This window comes from Xanthomonas sp. LMC-A-07, assembly GCF_030208825.1.
In the GTDB taxonomy this organism is placed as follows: domain Bacteria; phylum Pseudomonadota; class Gammaproteobacteria; order Xanthomonadales; family Xanthomonadaceae; genus Xanthomonas; species Xanthomonas campestris.
Genome location: NZ_JARVTF010000016.1, coordinates 111,009 through 137,055 on the forward strand (window position 1 = coordinate 111,009; position 26,047 = coordinate 137,055).

Genomic DNA, 26,047 nt, shown 5'->3' on the forward strand with positions numbered 1-26,047 from the left:
AATTCAACATCAGATGCAGTCGCGGCGAGCGTTACGGACCTGCCTGGTTAATGCGAACGACACAGTGCCCGATTTAAGAGGAACTCCAGCGGATGGGTTTGGCTGATGCTGCAAGCCACAAAGTGGCCCGCGTCAAATTTCCGACACTGCACGCACGCATCAGCTTTGCGGCACCGCATCAAGTTAATGCGCCAATTCCGAGCGGAGCGAATGAAATGAAATCAGATGAGATTTCATATACAAAATCCGGTGCACCAATTAAACGACCTCTGCCGCTAAGACCACTGATTGGATAAGCAGCCTTTTTTCGTCGCGCGGAAAAAATGCCTCATCGTGTCTCGAGACAATGGAATGCACGCCTCGCTACAGAACCCCGAAGGCTGAATCAGCACTTCCCTTTGATGTCGATCACGCGATAGTGTGATCTTCACCACGGAGCTTAATGGCATGACGCGTTCGTCAGACGAGCAGGGACAACAGCGGCATCTGGAGTGGCGCAATACACCGACCGATCTGGCCGGCATGGAGCCTCTCGATCAAATTGCACGTTTGGTGTGCCATTCGCTGGGTGCTGCTGCTGCCGCGCTGACGATTACCGAATCCGGGCGGCGGCGTGTGTTGGCGGCGCATGGCATTGCACCGGACCAGGCCATGCAGACCGTGGCGGCCTTTGAAGACAACGGCGCGCACGACGCCGAGCATGAGGCACTTGCCGTGGCGGTGCTGCCTGCAGTCCGGCTCGGTGAGACAGCGACCGCCGAGCCCGCACGCTTTGCCGCCTGTGTTCCCATTGGCGCACCGCAGACAGGCGTCTACGGCACCTTGTGCGTTCTGGATGCCTACGAACGGCGCCTGGACGTGCAGGAGCGCCAGCAACTGCGCATGTTCGCCAATGTGGCCGCCGCACAACTGGAGCTGCAGTTCGGCGCCGGCCGCCGCGAGCCGCATAGCGGCCTTCATAACGCTCGCCAATTGCAGGCCGACCTGGACACGCTCGCCTACGGCAACCACGCCATGCCGGTGCTGGCGGCCTTTATCGAGGTCTACGACACGCATGCGGCCAACGAGGCGCGGCAGGCGCTGGGCATGCAGCCCATTGAAGAGCTCGTTCGCCATGCCAGTTATGTACTGACGCGCGCACTGCGCGGCAAGGCCACCGTGTATCACGTGGCGCCAATGCGGTTTGCCTTCTTCCTGCTGAATTCTGCCGCCGATGAAATGGAAGACCTGCTGCTGGATCTGCGCGACATGCTGCACGCGCCTGTGGATGCGGCTGGCATCCCGATGTCGCTGACCTTCCACGCCGGCGTGGTGAAGTTCCTGCCGCGTCAGCCCGACACCGGCGATGTGATGCGCAAAGGGCTCGTTGCATTGGGTGACGCGGTGAGCCACCACGCGATCCTGTGCTGGTATAGCGCGGCGCACGACGACGCCATCCAGCGCTCGTATCGTCTGGCACTGGATGCAGAAGCGGCATTGGAGGCAGGCGATTTTCGCCTGGTGTTCCAGCCACGCATCAACCTGCTGGACCTGTCGGTGACCGGCTTCGAAGCCCTGCTGCGCTGGAAGCACGCAACGTTGGGCGCGATCGGTCCCGATGAATTCATTCCCTTGTTCGAAAAAACCGCGCTGATGTGCACGGTTACCGAATGGGTGATCGACCACGCACTCCGGCAACTGGCCGCGTGGCGCGCTGGCGGCCTGGATTTTTCGCTATCGATCAATTTGTCTTCGCGCGACTTCGGCAACGTCAATCTGGCCTCGGACGTGATCGACCGCTGCCAGGCACTGGGCATCCCTACCGAACGGATCGAGCTGGAAATCACCGAAGGCCGCTGGTTGCGCAGCAATGTGCAGGCCTTGCCACGCTTGCGTGCCCTGCGCGACGCCGGCGTCAGCGTTGCGATCGATGATTTTGGCACCGGCTACAGCAACTTCGGCTACCTGACCGAGCTACCCGTCAATGTGCTCAAGCTCGATCGCTCGCTGGTGACCGGCATCGCCGATCAATCCGGCATGCAGCTGCGCGCAGAAGCCGTCGTGCGGCTGGCCAGCGCACTCGGCTATCGCACCGTGGCCGAAGGCATCGAGCACGCCGACGAAATTGCGCTGCTACGGAGTTGGGGCTGCGACGAGGCGCAAGGCTTTCTATTGGCCAGGCCGATGGAAGCCGAGTTGGTGCCGGCCTACGTGGCGCAGGCGAGCACCGCGGCAGGCCTGCCGTAACCGCTGTGCATCATCGGCTGCGCGTAGATCCAATAGGCCGCGCGATGTGCACGGCCTGGTGATGCCGCATCAATTGTTGGCCAAGGCATAATCCAGCGCGGCGCAGATCGCCACCACCTGGGCCAGATTGCACTGCGCAGGCGTGGCACGCGGGCTATCCGGGTACACCTCGGTGGTGGTGCGATAGCGCGCTTCGGTGACACCGGCGCACAAGCCGAGCCGGCGCACCGGGTAGTTGATCACGCCCTCGCCCACCACCGGCGCGCCGATGATCTCGCCCTGTGCATCGGCTGGCGCGATATGGGTCACCTGCGCCACCGCCGCAATCACCGCCTGCTGAAATGCCGGCTGCGGGTCGTCGCTGTCACCCACCAGATAGAATCCGTCCGGGATGCTGCCGGGCACGAACGGCACGCCATCGCGCGCGGCCAACGCCGGGCGGAACTCGGTCTCGTCACTGTCGGTGGTTTCGTGCAGATCGATGTGCAGCAACGCGGTGCCGGCGACGGTGGCCACCAGCTGCATGAGCGCTGCCGATTCCGCCGCAGGGCTATTGGGCCGGAAGGCGCGATTGGGATCGATCGCCTCGGCATTCCAGCGCTGGATGCGCTCATAGCCCCACGGGTTGACGCAGGGAGCGACCAGCAGATTGATGCGCCCTGCGTACGCTGCTGCGCGCTCCTGCAGGAATTGCAGTGCGCCCAGCACGCCGCTGGTTTCATAGCCATGCACGCCACCGGTGACCAGCGCCCATGGCAAGGTGGCATCCCAGTGCGGGGTGCGCAGCGCCACGAGTGGATACGTGTCCGCGCCCTGCACGATAACGCCGTACTGCGTGCACTCGAATGCACCGGCGAGTGCGGCGACCGGCTGCAGCACGTCATCTGCATAGACGCGGCGGCGGACTTGCCGCGCACGCCACTGCGCACGTTCTGTCTCGCCCCAGGCCTGGCCGGGGCTGCCGATGGGATACTGCGTTTGCGCTGTCATTGCCGGATCCAGTGCAGGAAGGCCGACAAGCGTAAGCGCTCGCGTGTCTCTGCGGAACCCACGCGGTGCGGGTAGACCAACAGCGAGGCGAAGGCCAAGGTGACGGCTGGCCGCGTCTGTTGGCATGACTCGCGTTGCTTAATGCTGATCTTCCTGCGTCAGCAACGCGCCGTCTTCGACAAGCGCGCCGTGTTCGACCGGGCGCTGCAGTGAGGTCAACAAGGCGCTGCGCAACACATCCGCATAGCCGCGGTATTCCTTGGCACGCGCGGCATACAGCGAAGCGACCGATGGCTGGTGAGCGCGGTCGTCCCCGGCCATCCGGCTCACCAATTCGGCGCGTTCTTCGATCACGCGCAAGGCCACGCGCAGCGCCTCATCCACCGAGCCTTCCTTCGCGGACATCAGTGCGGGCGCGGTGTAGCCATGACCGACCTGGCAACGAAAACGCAGCGTGCCCGGTGTATGCAGCTTGGTCAGCACGCCGCCACACGCCGGGCAGCTGAGCGCCACCGGCTCCCCCAGCTGCGTCATCACCTCGGTGGTGGACGGCTGCCCGCGCGCGATCGCGACCTCCAGCTTGAGCGCATCCGACGGCGCGATCGGCCAGGCCGCCGGTTCGCGCACCAGATCGGTGATGACCGCACCCAGGGCCGCACTGGGGGCCACCACGTCCGGGGTGAGCGCACGCAGCGCGTTGCGTGGCATGTCGTCGGCAATTGCATCGTCCGGGTCCTGCACCGCGACTGCACCACCGCAGGCCTGGATGGCTTCCAACCCCGCGCAGCCATCGTTGAGCATGCCCGACAGCAGCACCCCCAACGCGCGTGCGCCGTGTGAGACCGCAACGGAGCGGAACAAGGCATCGATCGACGGCCGCGACATGTTCTCGCGCGGCCCGCGCCCCAGCACGACGTGCATGCCATCGACCATCAGGTGGGAGTCCGGCACGGCCACATACACCGCACCAGGCACCAACGGCATGCCATCGCTGGCCACGTGCACCGGCAAGCCGCGCGCTGCGCTGCGCACCATCTCCACGATGCCGGTGCCTTGCGGCGACAGATGCAGCACCACCAGCACCGCGGCGGGAAGATCGCGCGGCAGGTCTGCCAGTAGCGTGCGCAGCGCCTGGCTGGCGCCTGCCGACCCGCCGATCGCCACGATGTTGCGGTTGTTTTCAATCGTCACTGGTCACTCCCATGCTGTCGCACATCACTATTGCCGAGCTTTCTTCTAGAGGGTGTGGAAGCAGACACGAGTTAGGTGTGTATCGCTTCGGGTCTGCGGTGCGGCGAGGACGGCGAGCTGCTGCTGACCACAGACCATGCCGATTGCGACGCACATGTAAGGCGTCATGCATGTGGTGCGCTGCCCTGTCTCCGCAACAAAATGGAATCCATGACAGCAGCAATCGAAGATTTCGGAACGCGTATTGCCCGCGTTTTGCGTCTACCCTTGGCCGCGTAATCCCGTATGCGTACGTTGTTAGCCAAAACGCACAGGGCCCCGCAATGCAGGGCCCTGTCTGCCATTCGGCACCAACACGTTGGTGCACCCATGCGATGCAGTTACTTCTTCGCGGTGACTCCGGGCGTTGCATCACGCACCAGGAATTCCTCGGTCAGCTCGGGCAGGTGTTCCAGCAGCCACTTGGCCATGGCTTCTTCCTGCGGAAGGATCTGCTCGCACATGCGCTGTGTTTCGACGTCCCCCACCGTTTTTGCAGCACCCAACAGCGCGGTGTAGGTAGCAATTTCCAGATTTTCGAACACGTAACTGGCCATCGCGCCTTTGACGATTTCGTCCGAGGTGGTCATGCCGCCCATCGCTTGGCCAAAGGCCGCCATCTTGCCCATCGCGTCCTTCACCACCGATGGCGAGCCGCCCAGGCGCTCGATACTTGCCTCGACCAACCGCTGCTGCCCCAGCGTTTCTTCCAGATGCTGCTCGATACGCGCCTTGAGCCTTGGGTAATGCTCGATCCGCGCGGCCTGGGCCTTGAGCATCTGCTCGGCCTGCTGCTCCATTGCATGCGCGTCGCGCAACCAGTCCATCAGGTTTTCACGGGGTTCGGCCATGCGGGGTCTCCTGTTGTCTACGATGGGTCCAGGCTGCCCGCGCTGCGATGAAAGGCGCGGCTGCATCGAGTGAACGGCATGTGCGTCATCAACAATGGCTTTACATGCACAGGCGTCGATGCGCGCCCGCGGCAAGTACCCGCGAGGTCGTGCGTCGTGTCTACATGCACGTTTTTGATGGCGCGCTTCACTGGCTTGTCGCTGACGACGCAGGCGCACACGGCGGCCCGGCGCAGTACTTCCGCGCAAGCCCGCGGTGGTCATGTTCAAGTCCGTTGCGCTGCATTAGCAGAGCCACACCCGGCCCAGGCCGCACTCTCTCGAGCAGTGGCGTCACAGCCATCTGCCCAGAGCAACTGCCTGTGCGGGCACTGCGTCGCACTGGGCTCGTCGCGCGTCACAAGCACGGCCACGCCAGGCATTCGGTGGTATGTGCATGCGTTGCACAGTTGGTTGCGGAGGCCAGAGTGATTGCGACAAATTCGCCTGCAATCGATCTCTCAGCATGCTGCGGTGTGCAAAATTTGCCGACCCGACATGGATGCCTTGCGCATCAACAGGTTGGCAAGCCCAAGCGTACTGCATCACGCATCATGGCGCTGCCTGCATCCAGGAGCTGCAATCGATTGCGGCTGCCAGCAATGCGAAAGTGCGGGCAAAACGCGTCTTTTCAAACGCTAACGGCCCCGTGTCCGAAGCGCACCGGGGCCGGTTTCCATTGCTGACACAAGAACCGGCACGCATTGCTGCGTGCCGGGTGACTTATGCGGATTCTTCCTGGGGCTTGGCCTGCTTGGAACGACCGCCCTTGCTGCCGATACGCGACATATGGTCACGATCACGACTCACGGCCTGGCCGCCCTTCCGGCCTGCTTCGCGCGCTTCGTCGCTAGTAAATTCGTGCGCATTGCCACTGGCATGCGCCGCTTTGCCACCACTGCTCGCCAACAAACGGCGCTTCTCCGGATCCAATGCGGCAAAACCGCGCCGGCTGCGAGTTGCGTTCTGTCCGTCCTCCACTGTGCCTCCTCTCGATGCGTCGATGACTACGTCACTGGGTATAGGAGGTACCGCAACTATCGTGCCAACCCTCAAACCGACGCATTCCGGTGCGGCGAAGACCAATGCAGGCAAAAACGGCTGCGCTCGCTGTGCAAAAGTTGCACACCTGCCTCCACGCGGCCCGACCCCAAAGGGATAGCGCTACCACGCACGCGCCGATCCGCACCGCTCAGAGCAGGGTGATCTCCTGTGCGCGCACGATCAGCTGTTCCTGGCGGAAGCGCTGCTCCAACTCCCCGCGGTAGCTGCGCCACCAGCCGCGATCCAGGTCATCGGCCATCACTTCGTAGATCACCAGGTCGTCGTGTACCAGCTGCGCGCCCTGCTCTTGCCAGGCGCCATGCACCGGTGCCCGGGTGTAGGCAGTGATGCCACCAAACCGCATGGCCAGGTGGTGATGGACCTCGTCGAACATTGCCTGCTCTAAACGCACGCCATTGTTGTCGGCGAGCGGCAGCAGCACCTGGATCAGGAACATGCGGCACCTCCCTGCGCAGAATCACCTTGACTGGAAGCCCCTGCATGGGCGGCGGCCCGCACCTCATCACCCAGCAGCGCTGCCACATGCTCGGCAATGCTCAGGCAGGCAGTCAGGCCAGGCGACTCGATGCCGAACAGGTTCACCAGCCCGGCCATGCCGTGCAGCGCCGGCCCATCGATCCGGAAGTCGGCGGCCGGCTCGCCGGGGCCGCTGATCTTCGGGCGCACACCGCAGTAGCCGGGTTGCAGCGCGCCATCGGGCAGCGCTGGCCAGTAACGCCGGATTGCCGCATAGAAATGCTCGGCGCGTGCCGGCTCGCAGTGATAGTCGGGCTGCGCCACCCACTCCACATCGGGGCCGAAGCGTGCGCGCCCCTGTAGATCGAGCGTCAGGTGCACGCCCAGGCCACCTGGCTCGGGCAATGGATACACCAATTGATGAAACGGCGACCGCCCGGCCAAGGTGAAGTAACTGCCCTTCGCATATCGTGCGCGCACGCGCGCCGTGGCTGGCAGGCCTTCGGTGCCTGCGGCCAATGCCGGCGCACCGTGACCGGCGGCATTGATCAACCAGCGACACGTCAGCCCCATCGCCTCGCCACCGGCGGTGCAGACGCGGAAGCCGGCAACCAGCGGTTCGATCGACTGTACCGGCGCGCGTAACGCCAGCGTGGCGCCATGTCGCTCGGCGTCGCCCTGCAAGGCCAGCATCAATGCGTGGCTATCGATGATGCCGGTGGTGGTGGATTCCAGCGCAGCCGCGCAGCGCAGCGCAGGTGCGCGCGCCTGCACCTGTGCGCTGCTCAATGGCACCACGCCCGGTGCGGCGCTGTCGGTTGCATTGCGTTGCAACGCCTCCAGCTGCGCGGTCTGCGCCTGATCGCAGGCAATGATCAACTTGCCGCAGCGTTGATGCGGCACATTGCGTTGGCGGCAATATGCATACAGCAATGCGTTGCCGCGAACGCACAGCTGCGCCTTCAACGATCCGGGCGGGTAATACAACCCGGCGTGTATGACTTCGCTGTTGCGCGCACTGGTGCCGGTGCCAATGGCCGATGCGGCTTCGAGTATCAACACCTCGTTTCCCTGCATCGCAAGCTGTCGTGCAATGGCCAGGCCTACAACGCCGGCGCCCACCACGATGCAATCCACGTCGTGCATGCGTTCGTCCAGTTCGAGACCGCGCAAGTGTAAACGCACACTAGATCGTCACGCATTGTCGCGACCGGTATCACTGTTTGCTTACGGAACATTTCTATATTTAGGCTCCGTTAGCCATTGATTCACGGTTGTCTAGGGCCAACAAACCTTTATCTAACTTTTGTCGACGCGCGTTGCTCCACCCCACCCGGCCGTAGCGTTCGCTGCGGATCGGTCCGGAGAAGCGTTGGCGTCAAGGAGTTGCAATGCCTGCGGCCCGGTCAGTCCTGCTGTCCTCGAACTATGAGGCATGGCCCGAAGCGTTTAATGGGCAGGCCTATGCGTTTCTCAATGTGGTCCGCAGCCTGGAACATGCCGACGTAGTGTGTCCGCCTGCGGCTGCGTATGCCAGCGGGCGCGGCGTCAACCCGAGCGTGTCCTATCTGCTCAACGAGCTCAGCTATCGCGGCGTATCCGCGCTGCGCCGCTTGCGCGGCCAACCGGCCGCATCCAATGCGCAACGGTGCGAGGTTGAGCGCGATTACGATCTGTTTTTCTACGTGTGCCAGTTTCCTCGAGAGTTGAGCACGCTCAGCCGCATTGGGCACTGGCAAGAACGCTGCCGCACGCGCGTGGCCTATCTGCTGGAAACCTGGCCCGAGCAACTGGAATCGCAAAGGTCCGAGTTGCGCCTGCTGGATGGGTTCGATCACGTGTTCGTACTCAATGCCAGTTGCGTGGAGCCGTTGCGCGCGTACACGCGCACGCCGGTGTCGTTTTTGCCCAGCGCCTGCGATGTGTTGCTGGCCACGCCGATGCCGCATCCGCAACAGCGCTGCATCGATGTGGTGAGCATCGGCCGCCGCAAGCCAGACGTGCACGACAAGTTGTTGGCGCATGCGCAGGCGCACCCGGAATTCTTCTACCTGCACGATGTGGTGCGTGGCGGTGCGGTGACGCACTGGCCTGCCCACCGCCTGCAGTCGGCGGCGATGATCAAGCGTGCCAAGTTCTTCATGGCCCACGACTTCGTGGTGGACAACAAGGGCTTCTTCAAAGGCGTCAAGAAGCAAGCCCTGGCCACCCGTTATTTCGAAGGTGCCGCCGGCGGTGCCGTCATTGTTGGCTCCGCGCAGCGTTGCCCCGAGTTCGCACAGTGCTTTGACTGGGACGATGCGGTGATCGAACTGCCGGCAGACCTGGACGATATTGGCGGGTTCCTGCGCGCGCTCGAACAGCAGCCGGAGCGGCTGGCACGCGCGCGCCTGCACAACACCGTGCACAGCCTGCGCCGGCACGATTGGGCGCACCGCTGGGCGCAGATCCTGCAGACCCTGGACCTGCCGCGGCCCACATTGATGGCAGAGCGCATGGCGATGCTCGACACGCTTGCCACCATGGCCGAGCAGACCACCGTGTCTCCGTCGATCGCCCACAGCGTCAGCGCCTGACAGTCACCCATACAGCGCAAGCACCACCGGCGCGACAGCCCAAAGGAAAGGCAGATGAAGGCAGTGATTCTGGCTGGCGGCCTGGGGACGCGCATCTCCGAGGAGACCGCCATTCGCCCAAAGCCCATGGTGGAGATCGGCGGCAAGCCGATCCTCTGGCACATCATGAAGATCTACGCGCATCACGGCATCAACGAGTTCGTGGTGTGCCTGGGGTATCGCGGTGAGGTGATCAAGGATTTCTTCATGAATTACCACATGCGCGAATCGGATGTGACCTGCGATCTGGGCAGCAACACCACCACCTTGCACAACACCCGCGCCGAACCGTGGCGGGTGACGCTGGTGGACACCGGTGCGCAGACCATGACCGGCGGCCGCCTGCGCCGTGTGCGCGAGCACCTGCACGGCGATGACGCCTTTTGCATGACCTACGGCGATGGCGTGGCCGACATCGATATTGGCGCCGCCATCGCGCTGCATCGGCGCGAAGGCCGTTTGGCCACGGTGAGCGCGGTGCAACCGCCGGGCCGGTTCGGGGCGCTGCGCGTGGAAGGCGAACAGGTCACCGGCTTCCGCGAAAAGCCGCTCGATGGCGACGGCCTGATCAACGGCGGTTTCTTCGTGCTCGACCCGCGCGTCATCGACGTGATCGAAGGCGATGCCACGGTGTGGGAGAACAGCCCGCTGGAAACGCTGGTCGATCGCGGCGAACTGAGCGTGTACCGGCACGAAGGCTTCTGGCAGCCGATGGACACCCTGCGCGACCGCAATTATCTCGAAACCCTCTGGTCATCCAATCGGGCGCCCTGGCGCGTCTGGGAGTAAACACATGCGCATCTTGATCACCGGCAACATGGGCTATATCGGCCCGGTGGTAGCACGACACCTGCGGCAGCAGTATCCGGAAGCGTGGCTGGTGGGCCTGGATCGCGGCTGGTTTGCGCATTGCCTATCCGACCCGCGCCAGCTGCCCGAGGTGGTACTCGATCAACAATGGTTCGGCGACGTGCGCGATGTCACCGCGCAGCAGCTGAGCGGCTTCGACGGCGTGGTGCATCTAGCGGCGATCTCCAACGACGCCATGGGCAAGCGCTTCGAGCAGGTCACCGATGCCATCAACTGCCGCGCCAGTGTCGCGGTAGCGCAGGCCGCCGCGCAGGCCGGCGTCAAACACTTCGTGTTCGCCTCCAGTTGCAGCGTGTATGGCGCAGCCGCAGACGGCACACCGCGTTCGGAAAGCAGCGCAGTAGCACCGCTCACCGCCTACGCGCATTCCAAGATCGATACCGAGCGCGCCCTGGCCCAGCTGGAGACCGACATGGTGATCACCTGCCTGCGGTTTGCCACCGCCTGCGGCGCATCGCCACGCTTGCGGCTGGATCTGGTGCTCAACGATTTTGTTGCCAGCGCGGTGGCCAATGGCACGGTGGAGGTGTTGTCGGATGGTTCGCCCTGGCGGCCGCTGATCCATGTGCGCGACATGGCGCGTGCGATCGACTGGGCGCTGGGCCGTACCCCGCTGGCGGGCGGGCGCTTTCTGGCCGTCAACGCCGGCGCCGAGCAGTGGAATGTACAGATCCGCGATCTGGCGCAGGCAGTGGGCGCGGCGATGCCATCCGCCACGGTGTCCATCTCCACCACCGCACCGGCCGACAACCGCTCGTATCGCGTGGATTTTTCGCTGTTCCAGCGCCTGGCGCCACAGCACCAGCCGCAACAAACACTGCAGTCCACCATTAACGAATTGCGCGATGACCTGCTGCGCTCAGGCTTTGCCGATGGCGACTTCCGCCAGAGCTCGGATTTCATCCGCCTGCGCATCCTGCAGCAGCTGGTGGACAGCGGCGCACTCGCTGCCGATCTGAGGGCGGCGGCATGATTTTTCGCCCCACGCCGTTGTCTGGCGCCTTCATCATCGAGCCCGAACCGCGAGGCGATGCGCGTGGATGGTTTGCGCGGGTGTTCTGTACCCAAGAGATGGCCCAGGCCGGGCTGGTTGACCAGTTCGTGCAGGTCAACAACTCCTTCAACGCAGAGGCTGGCACCTTGCGCGGCATGCACTATCAGCTGCCGCCCGCGCCGGAGGTCAAGATCGTGCGCTGCATCCGCGGCGCGCTATGGGATGCCATTGTCGACCTGCGCCCGGATTCGCCCACCTACCTGCAGTGGTACGGGGTCGAACTCACTGCCGACAACCGCCTGGCACTGTATGTGCCACGTGGGTTTGCGCATGGCTTCATCACGCTGCAGGCGCAGACCGAAGCGCTGTATTTCGCCAGTGCGATGTATACGCCGGCTGCCGAACGCGGACTGCGCTGGAACGATGCGCGCATTGGCATCCGCTGGCCGTCCACGCCCGCATTGGTGTCCGACAAGGATGCCGCCTGGCCGGAGTTCAATGAGCAGGTGCATGGCGTGACACAACTGACCGGGCTGACTCAACAGGAGCGCGCATGAGCGTCGATCGGTTGTTGCAGGCGCGTGCTGCCGAGGGCCGCCCGCTACGCGTTGGGCTTTACGGGGCGGGATTCATGGCGCGCGGCATCGTCAACCAGATCGCCCACGCCGTGCCCGGCATGCGCGTGGCGGTGATCTGCAACCGCAGTGTCGATAAAGCGATCGAGGCCTACCGCCAGGCCGGCCAGCAAGCCACTCGCGTGGACAGTGCCGCCACGTTGTCGCGGCAGATCGCAGCCGGCACCCCGGCCGTCACCGACGACCCCGCGCTGCTGTATGGCTGCGATGCGCTGGATTGCCTGATCGATGCCACCGGCGCCATCGACTATGGCGCGCGGATCAGCCTGGGCGCCATCGCCAACGGCCGCCACATGGTCACCATGAATGCCGAGCTCGATGGCACCGTGGGCCCGCTGCTCAAACGCAAGGCCGATGCGGCGGGCGTGATCTTCAGCGCCTGCGATGGCGATCAGCCCGGCGTGCAGATGAATCTGTACCGCTTCGTGCGCTCGATCGGGCTCACGCCGCTGCTGTGCGGAAACATCAAGGGCCTGCAGGACCCCTACCGCACGCCCACCACCCAGGCCGGATTTGCGGCCAAGTGGGGCCAGGACCCGCACATGGTCACCAGCTTTGCCGATGGCACCAAGATCAGCTTCGAGCAGGCGATCGTGGCCAATGGCACCGGCATGTCGATCCTGCAGCGTGGCATGACCGGTTACGAACACCACGGCCACGTCGATCAGCTGACCCAGCGCTACGACATCGATGCACTGCGCGCGGTGGGCGGTGCGGTGGATTACGTGGTGGGCGCCCTGCCCTCGCCCGGCGTGTTTGTGCTGGCCACGCACGACGACCCCAAGCAGCGGCATTACCTCAACCTCTACAAACTCGGCGAAGGCCCGCTGTACAGCTTCTACACGCCGTATCACCTGTGCCATTTCGAAGTGCCGCTGTCGGTGGCGCGTGTGGTGCTGCTGGGCGATGCCGTGCTGCAACCGCTGGGCGCGCCGCTGGTGGAGGTGATCGCCACTGCCAAGCGCGATCTGGCGGCGGGCGAAACCATCGATGGCCTGGGTGGCTACATGAGCTACGGCCAATGCGAGCGCGCCGATGTCACCGCGCGCGAGCGCTTGCTGCCGATGGGCGTGGCCGAAGGCTGCGTGCTGCGGCATGCGGTGACCAAGGACCAGGTACTCACCTACGACGACGTCCAGCTGCCGCAGCACCGCCTGATCGATCAACTGCGTGCCGAGCAGGCCGCTGTGTTCGCATCGGCGGAGCTGGCCGCATGAGCGCGGCTGGCTGAGCCGCAGCACCGCCACGCAGAGCGCGTGGCAGTGCCACCTGCATGGTCTCGGTACCCGCCCGTTCCACCATCCGCGTGCTGCAGGCCGGGCGCGCGCTCGCCGCGTTGATGGTGGTGGGCAGCCACATGCTGTTGCCCACCACGCACCTGGTGGAACCCTTGCCGGCGTGGCTGGCGGCAGCCATGGCGCATGGCTATCTGGGCGTGGATTTCTTCTTTGTGCTGTCCGGTTTCATCATCTACTACGTCAACCACGCCAGCGCGGCGCTGCCCGGCTGGAGCCATGACTACGCCACCAGCCGGCTCAGCCGCATCTATCTGCCGTACTGGCCGGTGGGTGTTGCTCTGGCGCTGATCTACACACTGCTGCCGGCGCTGGACGATGGTGGTCTGGCCTGGTCGTGGGTCACCACGCTCACGCTGCTGCCGGTCGGCGGGCAGTCAGCACTCGGCGTGGCCTGGACGCTCAGTTACGAGTTGCTGTTCTACGCGCTGGCGTGGGTGTTCTTTCGCAGCGGCCACCCATTGCGCTGCGCACTAGCCTGGGCTGCGCTCACCCTGCTCTACAACGCATTCCTGCATGCCGCCGCACTGCAGCCCGCCGACGCGCGCGGCGCTGCCGAATGGATTGCCCCGTTTGAACAACCCATCGATCTGTCCTGGCGTGCGCTGCTGCTCCACCCGATCACGCTGGAATTCGTGTTCGGCATGCTGGCTGCACGCACAGTGTTGAGCACAGCGCGCTGGCCGCTGCTGGTGTGTGCGCTGCTGGCGCCACTGGCGTTGCTGTGCTTCGTGCTGGGCGGCCTGCAGCGTGCACATTCGCCGTTGCTCGGGCTGGCGATTGCCGCAGCGCTGGTGGGGCTGGTGCGTGCCGAATGGCGCGACTGGATCCAGGTTGGGCCGGCGCTGGTGCTGCTGGGCAATGCGTCCTATGCGATCTATCTGGTGCACATGCCGCTGATGTCGGTGGTGGCGCGTGCCACGCGGCGGCTTGGGCCCGCCGCGACGTGGCAAGTGAACCTGCTGCTCAGTGCAGCTGCGGCGATTACGCTCGGCGTCGCGTATCACCTGTACTACGAACGCCCCGCGTTGCGCCACGCACGGCGGTTGCTGTCACGCCGCTAACAGCAGTGCAACAGCCCAACACGGCGCACTGCCTCAACCCACCGCCTGCTGCAGCAGCAGGCCAAGTGAGTCATCGCACGCGGCATTGGCTTCGGCCATCGCACCACCCACCAGCAATAGGGTGGGCAGGTCCGGCGGCAGCGTGGCAGCAGTGCGGCCCAGCTCGCCCAGCGTGGTGAGCCGGCGCTGCTGCTCGGCGCGCGTGGCCGCCTGCACGATGGCCGCCGGTGTACTGGCCGGCAGATGCGCCAGCAAGGCACTAGCCACTGCTTCGGCCCGGCGCAGCCCCATGTAGATGCCCAGCGTGGTGCCGCTGGCCGCCAGCGCGCCCCAGTTCGGCCCGCCGTGGTCGTGCGTATGCGCGGTGACGAAGGTGATGCCGTGGCAATGCGCGCGATGGGTCAGCGAGACCTCCAGCGCCGCCGCCGCCGCGAACGCCGCGCTGACCCCGTTGATTACCTGCACGCCGACACCGGCGGCGCGCAGAAAGGCGATCTCTTCGCCGGCACGCCCGAACAACAAGGCATCGCCGCCCTTGACGCGCACCACCTGCACGCCTTGCAGCGCGTAACGGCGCATCAGCCGGCAGATGAAGTCCTGCGGCGTGGAGCGACAGCCACCGCGCTTGCCCACCCGGATCACGCGCGCCTGCGGTGCCAGCTCCACGATCTGCGGGTTGGCCAGATCGTCGAGCAGCAATACCTGTGCGGTGGCCAATGCCTTCACCGCTTTGATGGTGAGCAGTTCCAGATCGCCGGGGCCGGCGGAGAGCAACACCACATCACGACAGCGGGAGGACGAGTTGATCATGGCAGCGGTCTCGCAAGGCAGAAAGGGAACGCGCGCTCAGGCACGCTGGGACGGCCGGCACAGCCGGGTGAGTTGTGGAACGCAGGAGCCACACACGGTGCCGCAACCCAGCCGTTGCTTGAGCTGCGCCAGGTCGGCGCCGTCGTCGATGGCGGCATGAATCGCGGCGCTGGAGACGTGCATGCAGGTACACACGATCGGGTCGGCCGGCGCACCCTGGGTCTGCGCAAACACGGCCAGGCGCGCGCCGCGCCACGGCTGCCCGCGCAAGGCCGTGTCCAGCAGCGACTGATTGGCCGCGCTGGGTTGCGCCGCAGTGAGCAGCACGCCATCGATATGGCTGTGCCCGTCCTGCAGCCGCCAGCCCACCCGGCGCATCAGCCCGCGGCGCAGGTCGCGGTATTCGAGCACGTCGGCACCGGCCGGTAACTGCAACGCGGCCACCAACCGGTCGATCCACTCCGCTGACGGCGCGCGTTCGCAGGCCGCATGCAACACCGCCCACTGCCCGCCGGCATCGCCGCCCGGCTCGGCATGCAGGCGCAGGCCGGCATAGCCGCAATCGCGTAGCAACGGCTGCAAGGCTTGCTGCAGGGCCAGCGCATCGCCGCGGCGTGCCGCCAGCAGATGCCAACCGAATGCGGCCTTTTCCACGCGCACGGCAGCGTGCTTGAGCTCGGGCTGCTGCGAGCGTGTATCCACGGCCGGCGTGCTGACTTCGTTGATGCCGCCGCTGGCCAGCGTCTGCGCGCTCCAGTGCATGGCTGCAAACACGGTGCCCGAACGCAGCTCGTCGGACAGTTCCAACGGCAGCACCAGCGCGCCGCGCTTGCTGGCCACACGCACCAGTTCGCCCGCTTGCAGGCCACGGCGCACGGCATCGTCCGGATGCATGCGTAATGCGGGTTCTGGGCTATGCGCAAACGCGCCGGGCACGCGACCACTGCGTGACATGCCATGCCATTGATCGCGCAAGCGGCCGGTCAGCAAGCGCATCGGAAAGCGTGCCGAGGTGGGCTCGGCAACCTTGCGGTACGGCGTGGCATGGAAGCGTGCACGTCCGTTGGGGGTTGCAAACACGCCATCGGTGTAGCGTCGCGCTTGGCCTTGCGTGGCACCCGCCGGGAATGGCCACTGCTGCGGCCCGCGTGCATCCAGCACGGCATGATCCAGGCCGCCGATATCCAGGTCGCGCCCTACCGTCAATGCGCGGTGCTCATCGAAGATCTGCGCCGGCGTGTCGAACGCAAACAGGCCTGCGCCCTTCTGCGGGGCCAGGCGCGCTTCCAGCCCGCGTGCCACCTCGCGCGCAATCCACCAGTCCGCGCGCGCCTGGCCGGGCGGCTCCACCGCCTTGCGCACGCGGGTGATGCAGCGCTCGGAGTTGGTCACGGTGCCGTCCTTCTCGCCCCAGCTGGCGGCCGGCAGCAGCACATCGGCGTAAGGCACGGTGTCGGTGCCGGAGAACGCGTCCTGCACGATCACCAGTTCGGCCTGCTCCAGCGCCGCGCGCACGCCGGCGATATCGGGCATCGAATGCACGGGGTTGGTGCACACGATCCACACCGCCTTGAGCGTGCCCGCACGCAGGCGCTCGAACAGTTGCACCGCCGGTGCGCCCGGTGTGGCGCTGATGCGCCCTGCGGGCACGCCCCAGGCGCGCTCCACTTCCGCGCGATCCTGCGCATTGCCGATCTCGCGGTGCGCGGCCAGCATCGTTGCCATGCCGCCCACTTCGCGCCCGCCCATCGCATTGGGCTGGCCGGTCAACGAAAACGGCCCCGCGCCCGGCTTGCCGATCTGGCCGGTGGCCAGGTGCAGGTTGATCAGCGCCAGGTTCTTGTCGGTGCCATGCGCCGACTGGTTCAAGCCCATGCAATACAGCGACAACGCAGCCGGGCTGCGCCCGAACCACTCGGCCGCCTGCACCAGGTCCTCGTGCGAGATTCCGCAGATCTCGGCGCTCATGCGCGGTGTGTATTCGCGCAGCATGTGCTTGAGGGCATCGAAGTCTTCGGTCTGCGCCGCCACGAAACGCGCATCCACCAGACCCTCCCAGATCAGGTGATGCAGCATGCCGTTGAACAATGCGACGTCAGTGCCGGGTTCGATGGCCAGGTGCAGGTCGGCCATGGCCGCGGTGTCGGTACGACGGGGATCGATCACGATCCAGCGAATCTCGGGGTTGCGCGCGCGCGCGTCTTCCAGCCGGCGGAACAGCACCGGATGCGCGTAGGCCATGTTGCTGCCGGCAAACAGCACCGTCTGCGCCAGCTCCAGATCCTCATAGCAGGTGGGCGGGCCATCGGCACCTAGGGCGAGCTTGTAGCCGGTGACCGCGCTGGACATGCACAGGCGCGAGTTGGTGTCGATGTTGTTGGTGCCCAACAGCCCCTTGGCGAGCTTGTTGAAGACGTAATAGTCCTCGGTGAGCAACTGCCCGGAGACATAGAACGCCACCGCATCCGGGCCGTGCTGGTCGATGATTGCAGCCAGCTTGCCGGTGACGTGAGTCAAGGCCTGGTCCCAGCTCACCGCCGTGCGCGGTGCGTCGCGGTGGCGGCGCAGCTCCGGCGCCAGCACGCGGCCCTGCTGGCTGGCCGCGGTCTGCGGCAATGCCAGGCCCTTGCTGCACAGGCGCCCGTGATTGGCCGGATGCAGCGGGTCGCCTTCGATGCCAACGATGCGCTCGCCGGCGTCATCGTGCGTGCTGTGGATCAACACGCCGCAGCCAACCCCGCAGTAGCAGCAGGTGGAGCGCGTGGTGCGATGCATCGGCGAGGAAGCAAGCGGGTGCGCCTCACCGCCGAGTGCCGTCAGCAGGCCATCGCTCATGCGGCCGGCTCGGCAACGGCGTCGGCCTGCAGTACCGGCTGCAGCACGATCCACACTGCACCGGCCTCCACCTTCACCGGATAGCGCGGTGCGCAACCCACATCCGGTGCGCAGGCCTGGCCGCTCTGCAAGGCAATCGCCCAACCATGCAGCGGGCACGTCACGGTCTCTCCGGCGACGATGCCCTGCGACAACGGCCCGCCCTTGTGCGGGCAGCGGTCGCGCAAGGCAAATACCTGATCGCTGGCGGTGCGGAAGATCGCAATCGGCGGCAGCCCCTCCACGTCGAGCACGCGCGCACCCAGTTCGGGCAGGTCCTGCAGCGCACACACACGCACCCAGGCGTTCTCGGCCATGCTCATTCCTCCACCGTGGCGGCTGGCGCGGCAATGCGCAGCGGTTGATATTCCTGGCGGCGTTCGCCGGCGATGCGGGCCTTCCACGGGTCGACCAGGCCTTCGAGCGAATACAGCAGGCGCTCGTAGAGCGCGCGCCGGTTGGCGGCATCGTTCACTACCTGCGCGCGGATGTAGTCCAGCCCTACGCGCGCAATGTAGTGCACGGTGCGATCCAGGTAATAGGCCTGTTCGCGGTAGAGCTGCAGGAACGCGCCGGTATATTCGCGCACCTCTTCGGCAGTGGTGACCTTGACCAGGAAGCGCGCCACCTCGGTCTTGATGCCGCCGTTACCGCCAACATGCAGTTCCCAGCCCGAATCCACCGCGATGATGCCCACGTCCTTGATGCCGGATTCGGCGCAATTGCGCGGGCAGCCAGACACCGCCAGCTTCACCTTGTGCGGGCTCCACATGTTGGCGAGCATGGTTTCCAGATCGATGCCCATCTGCGTGCTGTTCTGCGTGCCGAAGCGGCAGAACTCGCTGCCCACGCAGGTCTTCACGGTGCGGATCGACTTGCCGTACGCATGCCCGGACTGCATGCCCAGGTCGCGCCACACATCCACCAGGTCTTCCTTCTTGACCCCGAGCAGATCGATGCGCTGGCCTCCGGTCACCTTGACCATCGGCACCGCGTATTTGTCGGCGACATCAGCGATCCGGCGCAGTTCGCTGGCATTGGTCACCCCGCCTTTCATCTGCGGAATCACAGAGAACGTGCCGTCTTTCTGGATGTTGGCGTGCGCGCGTTCGTTGATGAAACGCGACTGCGGGTCGTCGATGGCTTCATGCGGCCAAGTCGACAACATGTAGTAGTTGATCGCCGGCCGGCAGGTGGCACAGCCGTTGGGTGTGCGCCATTCCATGAAGGCGTAGGCCTGCGCATGGGTCAGCAATTTGTGCTCGCGAATGGCACGCCGCACTTCGCCATGACTCAGATCGGTGCAGGCGCAAACCGCCTTGGTTTTCGGGGTTTCCTGGAAGTTGGAGCCCAGGCAGTTCATCAGGATCTGCTCCACCAGCCCGGTGCACGAGCCACACGAACTGGCCGCCTTGGTGTGCTTCTTCACCTCGTCCACGGTGAACAGGCCCTGCTCGCTGATTGCCTTGACGATGGTGCCCTTGCACACGCCATTGCAACCGCAGACTTCGTCGCTGTCGGACATGGCGCTGGCGCGGTCCTGGCCACCGGTGCCCGCATCGCCCAGTGCGCTTTCACCGAAGATCAGTTGGTCGCGCTGCGCCTGGATCGGCGTGCCGTCCTTGAGCAACTTGAAGTACCAGCCACCATCGCTGGTATCGCCATACAGGCACGCACCTACCAGTACGTCGTCGCGGATCACCAATTTCTTGTAGACGCCGCCGGCCGGATCCGACAGCACGATCTCCTCGCAGCCATCGCCGCCCATGAAATCGCCCGCAGAGAACAGGTCGATGCCGGTGACCTTGAGCTTGGTCGACGCCACCGAGCCGCGATAGATGCCGATGCCGAACTGCGCCAGATGGTTCGCGCACACCTTGGCCTGCTCGAACAACGGCGCCACCAGTCCGTACGCAATGCCGCGATGGTTGGCGCACTCGCCCACCGCATACACGCGCGGGTCGAAGCTTTGCAGGCTGTCGTTGACCACGATGCCACGCGAACAATGGATGCCGGCTTCTTCGGCCAGCCGCGTATTCGGGCGGATGCCGGCGGCCATCACCACCAGGTCGGCCGGGATCTCGCTGCCATCGGCAAACCGCACCCCGATCACCTCGCCCTGCGCATTGCCGAGCAGCGCGCTGGTGGCGGTGTTCAAGCGGAACTCCAGCCCGCGTGCGCGCAAGGCCTGCTGCAGCAGGTTGCCGGCCACCGGGTCGAGCTGGCGTTCCAGCAACCAGCCGGCCAAGTGCACCACGGTGACCTCCATGCCGCGCACTTTGAGCCCGTTGGCCGCTTCCAGGCCCAGCAGGCCGCCACCAATCACCACCGCGTGTTGGCGGGTGCGCGCGGTCTCGATCATCGTGCGCGTGTCCTGGATATCGCGGTAGCCAATGACCCCTTTCAGGTCGTTGCCGGGAATCGGCAGCACGAACGGCACCGAGCCGGTGGCGATCAGCAGGCGGTCGTATTCCGCCTCGGTGCCGTCGGCCGCAATCACGCGGCGACGCACGCGGTCGATGCGGGTGACTTCCTTGTTCAAGTGCAGGTGGATGCCGTTGTCGCGGTACCACTGCAGCGGGTTGAGCACGATGTCATCGAACTCCTGTTCGCCGGCCAACACCGGCGAGAGCAGGATGCGGTTGTAGTTGGGATGTGGCTCGGCCCCGAACACGGTGATGTGGTACATGCCCGGCATCAGCTTGAGCAGTTCCTCCACGGTGCGGATGCCGGCCATGCCGTTGCCGATGACGACGAGTCTGGGTTGCTTCATTGCCTGGATTCCTGTCGACATGTCAGACGCGCGCCGCGCCGGCGGTGGACCATTCGCTGCGCCATTGGGTCTTGACGCCGGCCAGCAGCGCCCAGCCACCCAGGGCGAACGCCGCGAACAACCACATGCCGATCGCATAGCTGCCGGTGTGCTGCTTGAGCACGCCCAGCCCCGCGGCCAATGCAAAGCCGCCAATGCCGCCGGCCATGCCGATCAGGCCGGTCATCACCCCGATGTCCTGGCCGAAGCGCTGCGGCACCAGCTGGAACACCGCGCCATTGCCAGCGCCCAGGCACAGCAGCGTCAGCACGAACAGCCCCAAGGTGATCGTGGCCCCACCTGCGCCAAAGCCGGCGATGCCGACCAAGGTAGCGACCAGCAGATACACCGCCAGCAAGGCGCGCGTGCCGCCAACGCGGTCGGCGATGACACCCCCGAGCGGGCGCATCACCGAGCCGGCCAGCACGCAGGCAGCCGTGGCCCAGCCCGCGGTGCGCGCATCGAAACCGAACTGGTCGTGGAAGTAACCCGGCAACGCGCTGGCAAACCCGGAGAAGCCGCCAAAGGTCACCGAATAAAAGAACATGAAGCGCCACGCGTCGCGATTGCCAACCAGCACGCGGCCGTAGTCGGCCCAGCGCTTGCGCGCAACCGGCGTGGGCGCTTCGCGGGCAATCAACACAAACACGAGCAGCGTCAGCACCAGCGGAATGCACGCCAGCCCGAACACGTTCTGGTAGCCGAATGCCAGCGCCAGCATCGGCGCGAACAAGGCCGCCAGCACCGTGCCGGAGTTGCCGGCGCCGGCAATGCCCATCGCCGTGCCCTGGTGTTCCGGCGGATACCAGCGCGATGCCAGCGGCAGCGCCACTGCAAACGAGGCGCCGGCAATGCCGAGCAGCACGCCCAGCAGCAGCACCTGGCCCATGCTGTGCACGCCGAGTTGCCAGGCACCAAACAACGAGGCGATCACCGCCAGCTGCGCCACCACGCCGGCGCGCTTGGCGCCGATACGGTCGGCCAGCATGCCCAGCACCAGGCGCAACACCGCGCCGCACAGGATGGGCACCGCCACCATCAAGGCGCGCTGTTGCGTGTCCAGTCCCAGCGCCTGCGCGATCGGCACCTGCAGCGGACCGAGCAGATACCACACCATGAAACTCAGGTCGAAATACAGGAAGGATGCGAACAAGGTGGGCGTGTGCCCAGATCGCCAGAACGAACGCTGCATAGAGGCATCTCCGAATGCGATGGCCAAAAAAAAACGGCGCCCCTCCGGTAAACCGGAAGGACGCCGTTGTCCTGGATGCGCGCGGATCGCCGTTGACCCGCTGCATCGTGTTCGTGTTGTGGCGAGTGCGCCGTTGCACCCACACATGGTCCTACGCAATCAACGTGCCAACTTTTTCACTTCGCGATCACCGCGTGCAAGTGCTTGAAAAGTAGGTATTTTAGCGGCCACGCAGTACGGCCATGCCAGCGCAACCACGAGCCACAGCGGAGCCAATGCCCGGCTTTCGTGCGGCGATGCACCAACTGTGTGCGTCGCGGTCCCGCTGCGCGCTCAGGCGGCCGGCGTATCGAACAGGCGGTTGATGCGCCGATCCGCGTCGGGCGCGGTGACGCCGGCACGCTGTGCCGCGCGGCGGTAGTTGTCCAAGCGATGGATGTCGTGCAGGCGCGTTAGGTCGGTCGCTTGCAGCGTGTGCCAGCCCCAACGCTGGAATTGCTCCAGGAACCACTCGCCATCCGACAGCCACGGCATGTTCACCGCGCCACCGCGATGGAAGGCCAGCGCACTGGGGTCCACCGACACCGTTGCCGCGTCGGCATCCAGGCATGCGGCCAGATGTGCGGCCGGCACGCCGATGCAGTCAGGGTCGGCCAGCCACTGTGCGCACTGCGCGCGATTGGCCGGCGCGGCATCCAGCCAGCGGCACGCCTCCAGTACGCAGGCGGTCAGGCGTTCGCTCAGTTCCGGCTGCAGCGCGGCGAACTCGCGCCGGCACGCCAGCACTTTTTCTGGATGCTCGGGCCAGAGCTCGCCGCTGCGGATCACCCGCTGCCCGCTGCCCTGCGCCTCGGCCACGGCGGCCCACGGCTCGCCGGAGCAGTAGCCGTCCACCAACCCGCTGGCCAGCGCCTCGGGCATCTGCGGTGGCGGGATGCTCACTACATCCACATCGCGCATCGGGTCCACGCCGCAGGCAGCCAACCAGTAGTACAGCCACAGCGCGTGCGTGCCGGTGGGAAAGGTCTGCGCGAACACCACCCGGCGGCCCACTTCAGCCAACACCTGCGGCAACGGTTGCCCTGCCGCCATGGCCTGCGCCAGTTCGGGGGCCAGGGTGATTGCCTGGCCGTTGTGGTTGAGCGTCATCAACAATGCCATCGGACATTGCGGGCCACCAACACCCAGGTCGATCGCATACACCAGGCTGGCCAGCGTGTGGGCAGCGTCCACTTCGCCGGCCAGCAGGCGGTCGCGCACGCCGGCCCACGAGGCCTGCCGGCGCAGCTGCAGTTGCAGGCCGTACGCGTGGTCCAGCCCCAGCCGGCTGGCCGCCACCAGCGGCGCGGAGTCGATCAGCGGCATATAGGCCACGCGCAGCACGGGAAGTTCGGCTTGGCTCATGTAGTCATCCCAACAGATCGGCCATGGCGACGATGCGGCGCGCCACCTCCGCCAGCTTGACGCCCTGCTTCATCGCCTGCTGGCGCAGCGCGGCGTACGCATCGGCTTCGCTCAGTCCGCGTTTTTCCATCAGCAAGCCCTTGGCGCGGTCGATCTGCTTGCGGTCCTGCAAGGCTTGCTGCACTTCGTCCAGACGTTTGCGCATGCTGTTTTCGTGCGCGAACCGGGCCAGCGCCACCTGCACGATCGGCGCCAGCCGCGCCGGCGCCAGCCCATCCACCACGTAGGCGGTAACACCCGCGCCGACGGCGGCATGGATCAACGCATCGTCGCCATCGCCGGAAAACATCACCACCGGCCGCGGCGCATGCGCATGCAGCATCGACAACTGTTCCAGCGTGTCGCGCGAGGGCGAATCCACATCGATCACCACCACATCCGGCTGCTGGCTCTGCACTGCGTGCAGCAAGGCGCTGACCGATGCTACATCGTCGAGCACCGTATACCCGGCGCGCGACAAGGCCTGGCGCAGTTCGCCAATGGGCTTTTCGGTATCGTTGACCAGCAAAACACGCATTGGCGGCGGCGAGGCGTGGACGTGGCCCGATGGTGCCATGCAACATGCTGCCGGTGCGAGCCATCTTTTTCCGGAGCCAGCCTGATGCCGTTGTTCCCGTTGTTCGCAAACCTGCAGGCACGCGCAGTGCTGGTGATCGGCGGTGGCGAGGTTGCCACCCGCAAGGTGCTGGCCCTGCTCAAGGCCGGCGCCCATATCCGGCTGTACGCGCACGCGCTGTCGCCGGAACTGGAGGTGTTGATGCAGGCCGGGCGTTTTGAACAGCTGCGCGGCAGTTTCGATGCCGCGTGGATCGATGACGTGTGGCTGGTGGTGGCCGCCACCGACGACACTGTGTTGAACCAGCAAGTGGCCGCCGCCGCGGGTGCGCGCCAGCGGCTGGTCAACGTGGTCGACGATGCGGAGCTGTCCACGTATCAAGTGCCTGCCATCGTCGACCGCGACCCGTTGGTGATTGCGATCTCCTCCGCAGGCGCCGCACCGATGCTGGCGCGACGGCTGCGTGAGCGGTTGGAGCGTGAGCTCGATGCCTCCGTGGGCACCTTCGCCGGGCTGTTCGCGCACTACCGCGAGCGCATCCGCAGCCAGTTCCCGGACATGAATCGCCGCCGCCGCTGGTTCGATCGCGTGATCGACGGGCCGGTACCGCTGCTCCTGCAAGGCGGCGACACCGTCGCCGCCGATGCGGCCTTTCGCCAGGCGCTGGAGGATGCTGACGCGGTTCCCGCGCGTGGCAGCGTGCAATTGGTCGGCACTGGCCCGGGCGATCCCGGCCTGCTCACGCTCAAGGCGCTGCGCGCGATGAACCTGGCCGATGTGTTGCTGGTGGCGCACGACGTGCCGGAGGCGGTGGTGGAACTGGCACGGCGCGATGCATCACGCCGCGTATTGCCAGCCGATGTGGCCGAGCAGCAGGCCCTGTTGCTCCAGCTGGCTGGCGACGGCCTGCATGTGGTCGCGCTGCGCGGCGGTGCGGGGTTCGAGGCGGCGCAGGCGCAGCGCATCGCCGCGGCGCTGCGTGTGCAGGGGCTGGCCTGCGATCAGGTGGCGGGCGTGGTTGCGGAGCCGCCAAGCGGCGGCTGAGTCCGCGGCAGCGGTGATACCGCGTCAGCTCTTGGGCAAGCGCTTGCGCGCACTGTCGCGCACGTCCACATCGAAGGTCACCTGCAAGGTCATGTGTTCGGCATGCCCGGCGCCCGCATCGAAGGTGAAGGTGAGCCCATCGCGGCTGGGCAAGCGGCGCGCATGCTCTTCCAGCGCGTCGCGCGGGAGCGATAGCTGCCAGTGGTCGGTGGCGCAATTGCAGCTGGCGTGCCCGCCGGTGAGGCTGACGCTATGGCGCACCAATCGCGCGCCCTGCCCGCTTGGCAGCCGGCTCAGGTTGTCGATGCTGCGCCCGTCCAGCAACGCGGCCAGTTCGGCCTCGTCGATACGGAACCGCAGGTGCTGACCTTCAATCTGGATTTTCATGGATGAGCTGAGTCCACTGCGCGGGCGTATTGCAATTGACGAACGCGGCACGTTCTGTGGCGGTGACGGCCATGCGATGGCACTGCAGTGATTGCTGCAAGGCGCGCAGCGAACGTGACGCTGCCGGCGCCTCCAGCAACTGCGCCAGGGTGGCGCGGAGCTGCGCATCCACCTGCACGCGCATCGGCAGCATCTCGTCTTCGAAGGTGGCGCAGCGGGCATCCGGTGGTACCAACAAGCGCGCCAGCAGTGCACCGGACAGCAGCGGCATGTCGACCGGCACCACCAGCAAGGTGGTGCCATCGGCAACGCGGTCGATCACGCTGGCCAGGCCGCCCAGCGGCCCGAGGTCGGCCCGGGCATCGGCAATGCCGGCAAACTGCGGGTAGTTGCCGCTGACCAGCACCTGCTGCGCACCGGCGTGCAGCAGCAACGCCTGCATCTGCGCAAGCAACGGGCGGCCATGCCAGGGCAACAGCGCCTTGTCCTGGCCCATGCGCGAGGAACGCCCGCCTGCCAGCACCACACCGGTCCATGCGATGACTGCGGGTTTGGTTGTCATGCGGGCGTGCCTGTTG

At 65.8% G+C, this 26,047-nt stretch carries 23 protein-coding genes; 8 read left to right on the forward strand and 15 right to left on the reverse strand.

Annotated elements, in window-relative coordinates:
* Positions 1 to 420: 420 nt before the first annotated feature.
* Positions 421 to 2,226: an EAL domain-containing protein gene (locus QRM89_RS17195; RefSeq protein ID WP_228436249.1), complete on the forward strand. Its 1,806-nt coding sequence runs from the start codon at positions 421 to 423 to the stop codon at positions 2,224 to 2,226.
* 69 nt (positions 2,227 to 2,295) lie between these two features.
* Here QRM89_RS17195 and QRM89_RS17200 read toward each other — a convergent pair whose 3' ends face one another.
* The 6 genes from QRM89_RS17200 to QRM89_RS17225 all read right to left on the reverse strand — a co-directional run bounded on the left by QRM89_RS17200 (position 2,296) and on the right by QRM89_RS17225 (position 8,003).
* Positions 2,296 to 3,216, reverse strand: coding sequence for a M14 family metallocarboxypeptidase (locus tag QRM89_RS17200; RefSeq protein ID WP_285448556.1), 921 nt, complete (start codon positions 3,214 to 3,216; stop codon positions 2,296 to 2,298).
* 138 nt (positions 3,217 to 3,354) lie between these two features.
* Complete coding sequence (locus QRM89_RS17205; RefSeq protein WP_103700647.1) at positions 3,355 to 4,407, reverse strand: chemotaxis protein CheB; 1,053 nt, start codon at positions 4,405 to 4,407, stop codon at positions 3,355 to 3,357.
* A gap of 380 nt (positions 4,408 to 4,787) precedes the next feature.
* Complete coding sequence (locus QRM89_RS17210) at positions 4,788 to 5,297, reverse strand: ferritin-like domain-containing protein (RefSeq protein WP_285448557.1); 510 nt, start codon at positions 5,295 to 5,297, stop codon at positions 4,788 to 4,790.
* Positions 5,298 to 6,059: 762 nt separating this feature from the next.
* Entirely contained in the window at positions 6,060 to 6,317 is a 258-nt protein-coding gene (locus tag QRM89_RS17215) for a KGG domain-containing protein (RefSeq protein ID WP_012438401.1), read from the reverse strand.
* A 211-nt stretch (positions 6,318 to 6,528) separates the two neighbouring features.
* The gene (locus QRM89_RS17220; protein WP_285448558.1) at positions 6,529 to 6,837 is read right to left on the reverse strand and encodes a hypothetical protein; all 309 of its coding nucleotides are present in this window, start codon (positions 6,835 to 6,837) and stop codon (positions 6,529 to 6,531) included.
* Positions 6,828 to 8,003, reverse strand: a complete 1,176-nt coding sequence (locus tag QRM89_RS17225) for an NAD(P)/FAD-dependent oxidoreductase (RefSeq protein ID WP_285448598.1) — start codon at positions 8,001 to 8,003, stop codon at positions 6,828 to 6,830. Before QRM89_RS17225 ends, QRM89_RS17220 begins: the two co-directional genes overlap by 10 nt.
* 245 nt (positions 8,004 to 8,248) lie before the next feature.
* Here QRM89_RS17225 and QRM89_RS17230 point away from each other — a divergent pair, with 245 nt between their 5' ends.
* The 6 genes from QRM89_RS17230 to QRM89_RS17255 are packed head-to-tail and all read left to right on the forward strand — an operon-like array spanning position 8,249 to position 14,330.
* On the forward strand, positions 8,249 to 9,433 hold the full coding sequence (locus tag QRM89_RS17230; RefSeq protein WP_285448559.1) for a glycosyltransferase: 1,185 nt from the start codon (positions 8,249 to 8,251) through the stop codon (positions 9,431 to 9,433).
* A gap of 54 nt (positions 9,434 to 9,487) precedes the next feature.
* Positions 9,488 to 10,261, forward strand: coding sequence for a glucose-1-phosphate cytidylyltransferase (gene rfbF, locus QRM89_RS17235; RefSeq protein WP_014507759.1), 774 nt, complete (start codon positions 9,488 to 9,490; stop codon positions 10,259 to 10,261).
* A gap of 4 nt (positions 10,262 to 10,265) precedes the next feature.
* Positions 10,266 to 11,315, forward strand: coding sequence for an SDR family oxidoreductase (locus QRM89_RS17240; RefSeq protein WP_285448560.1), 1,050 nt, complete (start codon positions 10,266 to 10,268; stop codon positions 11,313 to 11,315).
* Positions 11,312 to 11,893 (forward strand): dTDP-4-dehydrorhamnose 3,5-epimerase, encoded by a 582-nt coding sequence (rfbC, locus tag QRM89_RS17245; RefSeq protein ID WP_285448561.1) that lies wholly within the window; start codon positions 11,312 to 11,314, stop codon positions 11,891 to 11,893. Before QRM89_RS17240 ends, rfbC begins: the two co-directional genes overlap by 4 nt.
* Positions 11,890 to 13,188, forward strand: coding sequence for an SAF domain-containing protein (locus tag QRM89_RS17250; protein ID WP_285446768.1), 1,299 nt, complete (start codon positions 11,890 to 11,892; stop codon positions 13,186 to 13,188). The genes rfbC and QRM89_RS17250 overlap by 4 nt, the downstream gene beginning before the upstream one ends.
* Positions 13,189 to 13,244: 56 nt before the next feature.
* Entirely contained in the window at positions 13,245 to 14,330 is a 1,086-nt protein-coding gene (locus QRM89_RS17255) for an acyltransferase (RefSeq protein WP_285448562.1), read from the forward strand.
* 33 nt (positions 14,331 to 14,363) lie between these two features.
* On the opposite strand, the gene cobA is transcribed toward QRM89_RS17255, so the two are convergent.
* The 7 genes from cobA to QRM89_RS17290 form a co-directional block, all read right to left on the reverse strand.
* A complete protein-coding gene (cobA, locus tag QRM89_RS17260; protein ID WP_285448599.1) occupies positions 14,364 to 15,110 on the reverse strand; it encodes a uroporphyrinogen-III C-methyltransferase in 747 nt (248 codons plus the stop codon).
* 66 nt (positions 15,111 to 15,176) lie between these two features.
* Positions 15,177 to 17,975: a nitrate reductase gene (locus tag QRM89_RS17265; protein ID WP_285448563.1), complete on the reverse strand. Its 2,799-nt coding sequence runs from the start codon at positions 17,973 to 17,975 to the stop codon at positions 15,177 to 15,179.
* On the reverse strand, positions 17,972 to 18,337 hold the full coding sequence (gene nirD, locus QRM89_RS17270; RefSeq protein ID WP_014507752.1) for a nitrite reductase small subunit NirD: 366 nt from the start codon (positions 18,335 to 18,337) through the stop codon (positions 17,972 to 17,974). The genes QRM89_RS17265 and nirD overlap by 4 nt, the downstream gene beginning before the upstream one ends.
* Positions 18,334 to 20,751 (reverse strand): nitrite reductase large subunit NirB, encoded by a 2,418-nt coding sequence (gene nirB / locus QRM89_RS17275; protein WP_285448600.1) that lies wholly within the window; start codon positions 20,749 to 20,751, stop codon positions 18,334 to 18,336. Before nirB ends, nirD begins: the two co-directional genes overlap by 4 nt.
* A 58-nt stretch (positions 20,752 to 20,809) precedes the next feature.
* Positions 20,810 to 21,979, reverse strand: a complete 1,170-nt coding sequence (locus QRM89_RS17280) for a nitrate/nitrite transporter (RefSeq protein ID WP_172666357.1) — start codon at positions 21,977 to 21,979, stop codon at positions 20,810 to 20,812.
* A 372-nt stretch (positions 21,980 to 22,351) separates the two neighbouring features.
* The gene (locus QRM89_RS17285; protein ID WP_285448564.1) at positions 22,352 to 23,422 is read right to left on the reverse strand and encodes a CmpA/NrtA family ABC transporter substrate-binding protein; all 1,071 of its coding nucleotides are present in this window, start codon (positions 23,420 to 23,422) and stop codon (positions 22,352 to 22,354) included.
* Between the two features lie 4 nt (positions 23,423 to 23,426).
* Entirely contained in the window at positions 23,427 to 23,999 is a 573-nt protein-coding gene (locus QRM89_RS17290) for an ANTAR domain-containing protein (protein WP_011037167.1), read from the reverse strand.
* Positions 24,000 to 24,083: 84 nt separating this feature from the next.
* Here QRM89_RS17290 and QRM89_RS17295 point away from each other — a divergent pair, with 84 nt between their 5' ends.
* The gene (locus QRM89_RS17295) at positions 24,084 to 25,082 is read left to right on the forward strand and encodes an NAD(P)-dependent oxidoreductase (protein ID WP_285448565.1); all 999 of its coding nucleotides are present in this window, start codon (positions 24,084 to 24,086) and stop codon (positions 25,080 to 25,082) included.
* Between the two features lie 24 nt (positions 25,083 to 25,106).
* Here the strand turns inward: QRM89_RS17295 and QRM89_RS17300 are convergent, their stop codons facing one another.
* Entirely contained in the window at positions 25,107 to 25,469 is a 363-nt protein-coding gene (locus QRM89_RS17300; protein ID WP_011269778.1) for a hypothetical protein, read from the reverse strand.
* Positions 25,453 to 26,031, reverse strand: coding sequence for a molybdenum cofactor guanylyltransferase (locus QRM89_RS17305; protein ID WP_285448566.1), 579 nt, complete (start codon positions 26,029 to 26,031; stop codon positions 25,453 to 25,455). Before QRM89_RS17305 ends, QRM89_RS17300 begins: the two co-directional genes overlap by 17 nt.
* Positions 26,032 to 26,047 lie beyond the last annotated feature (16 nt).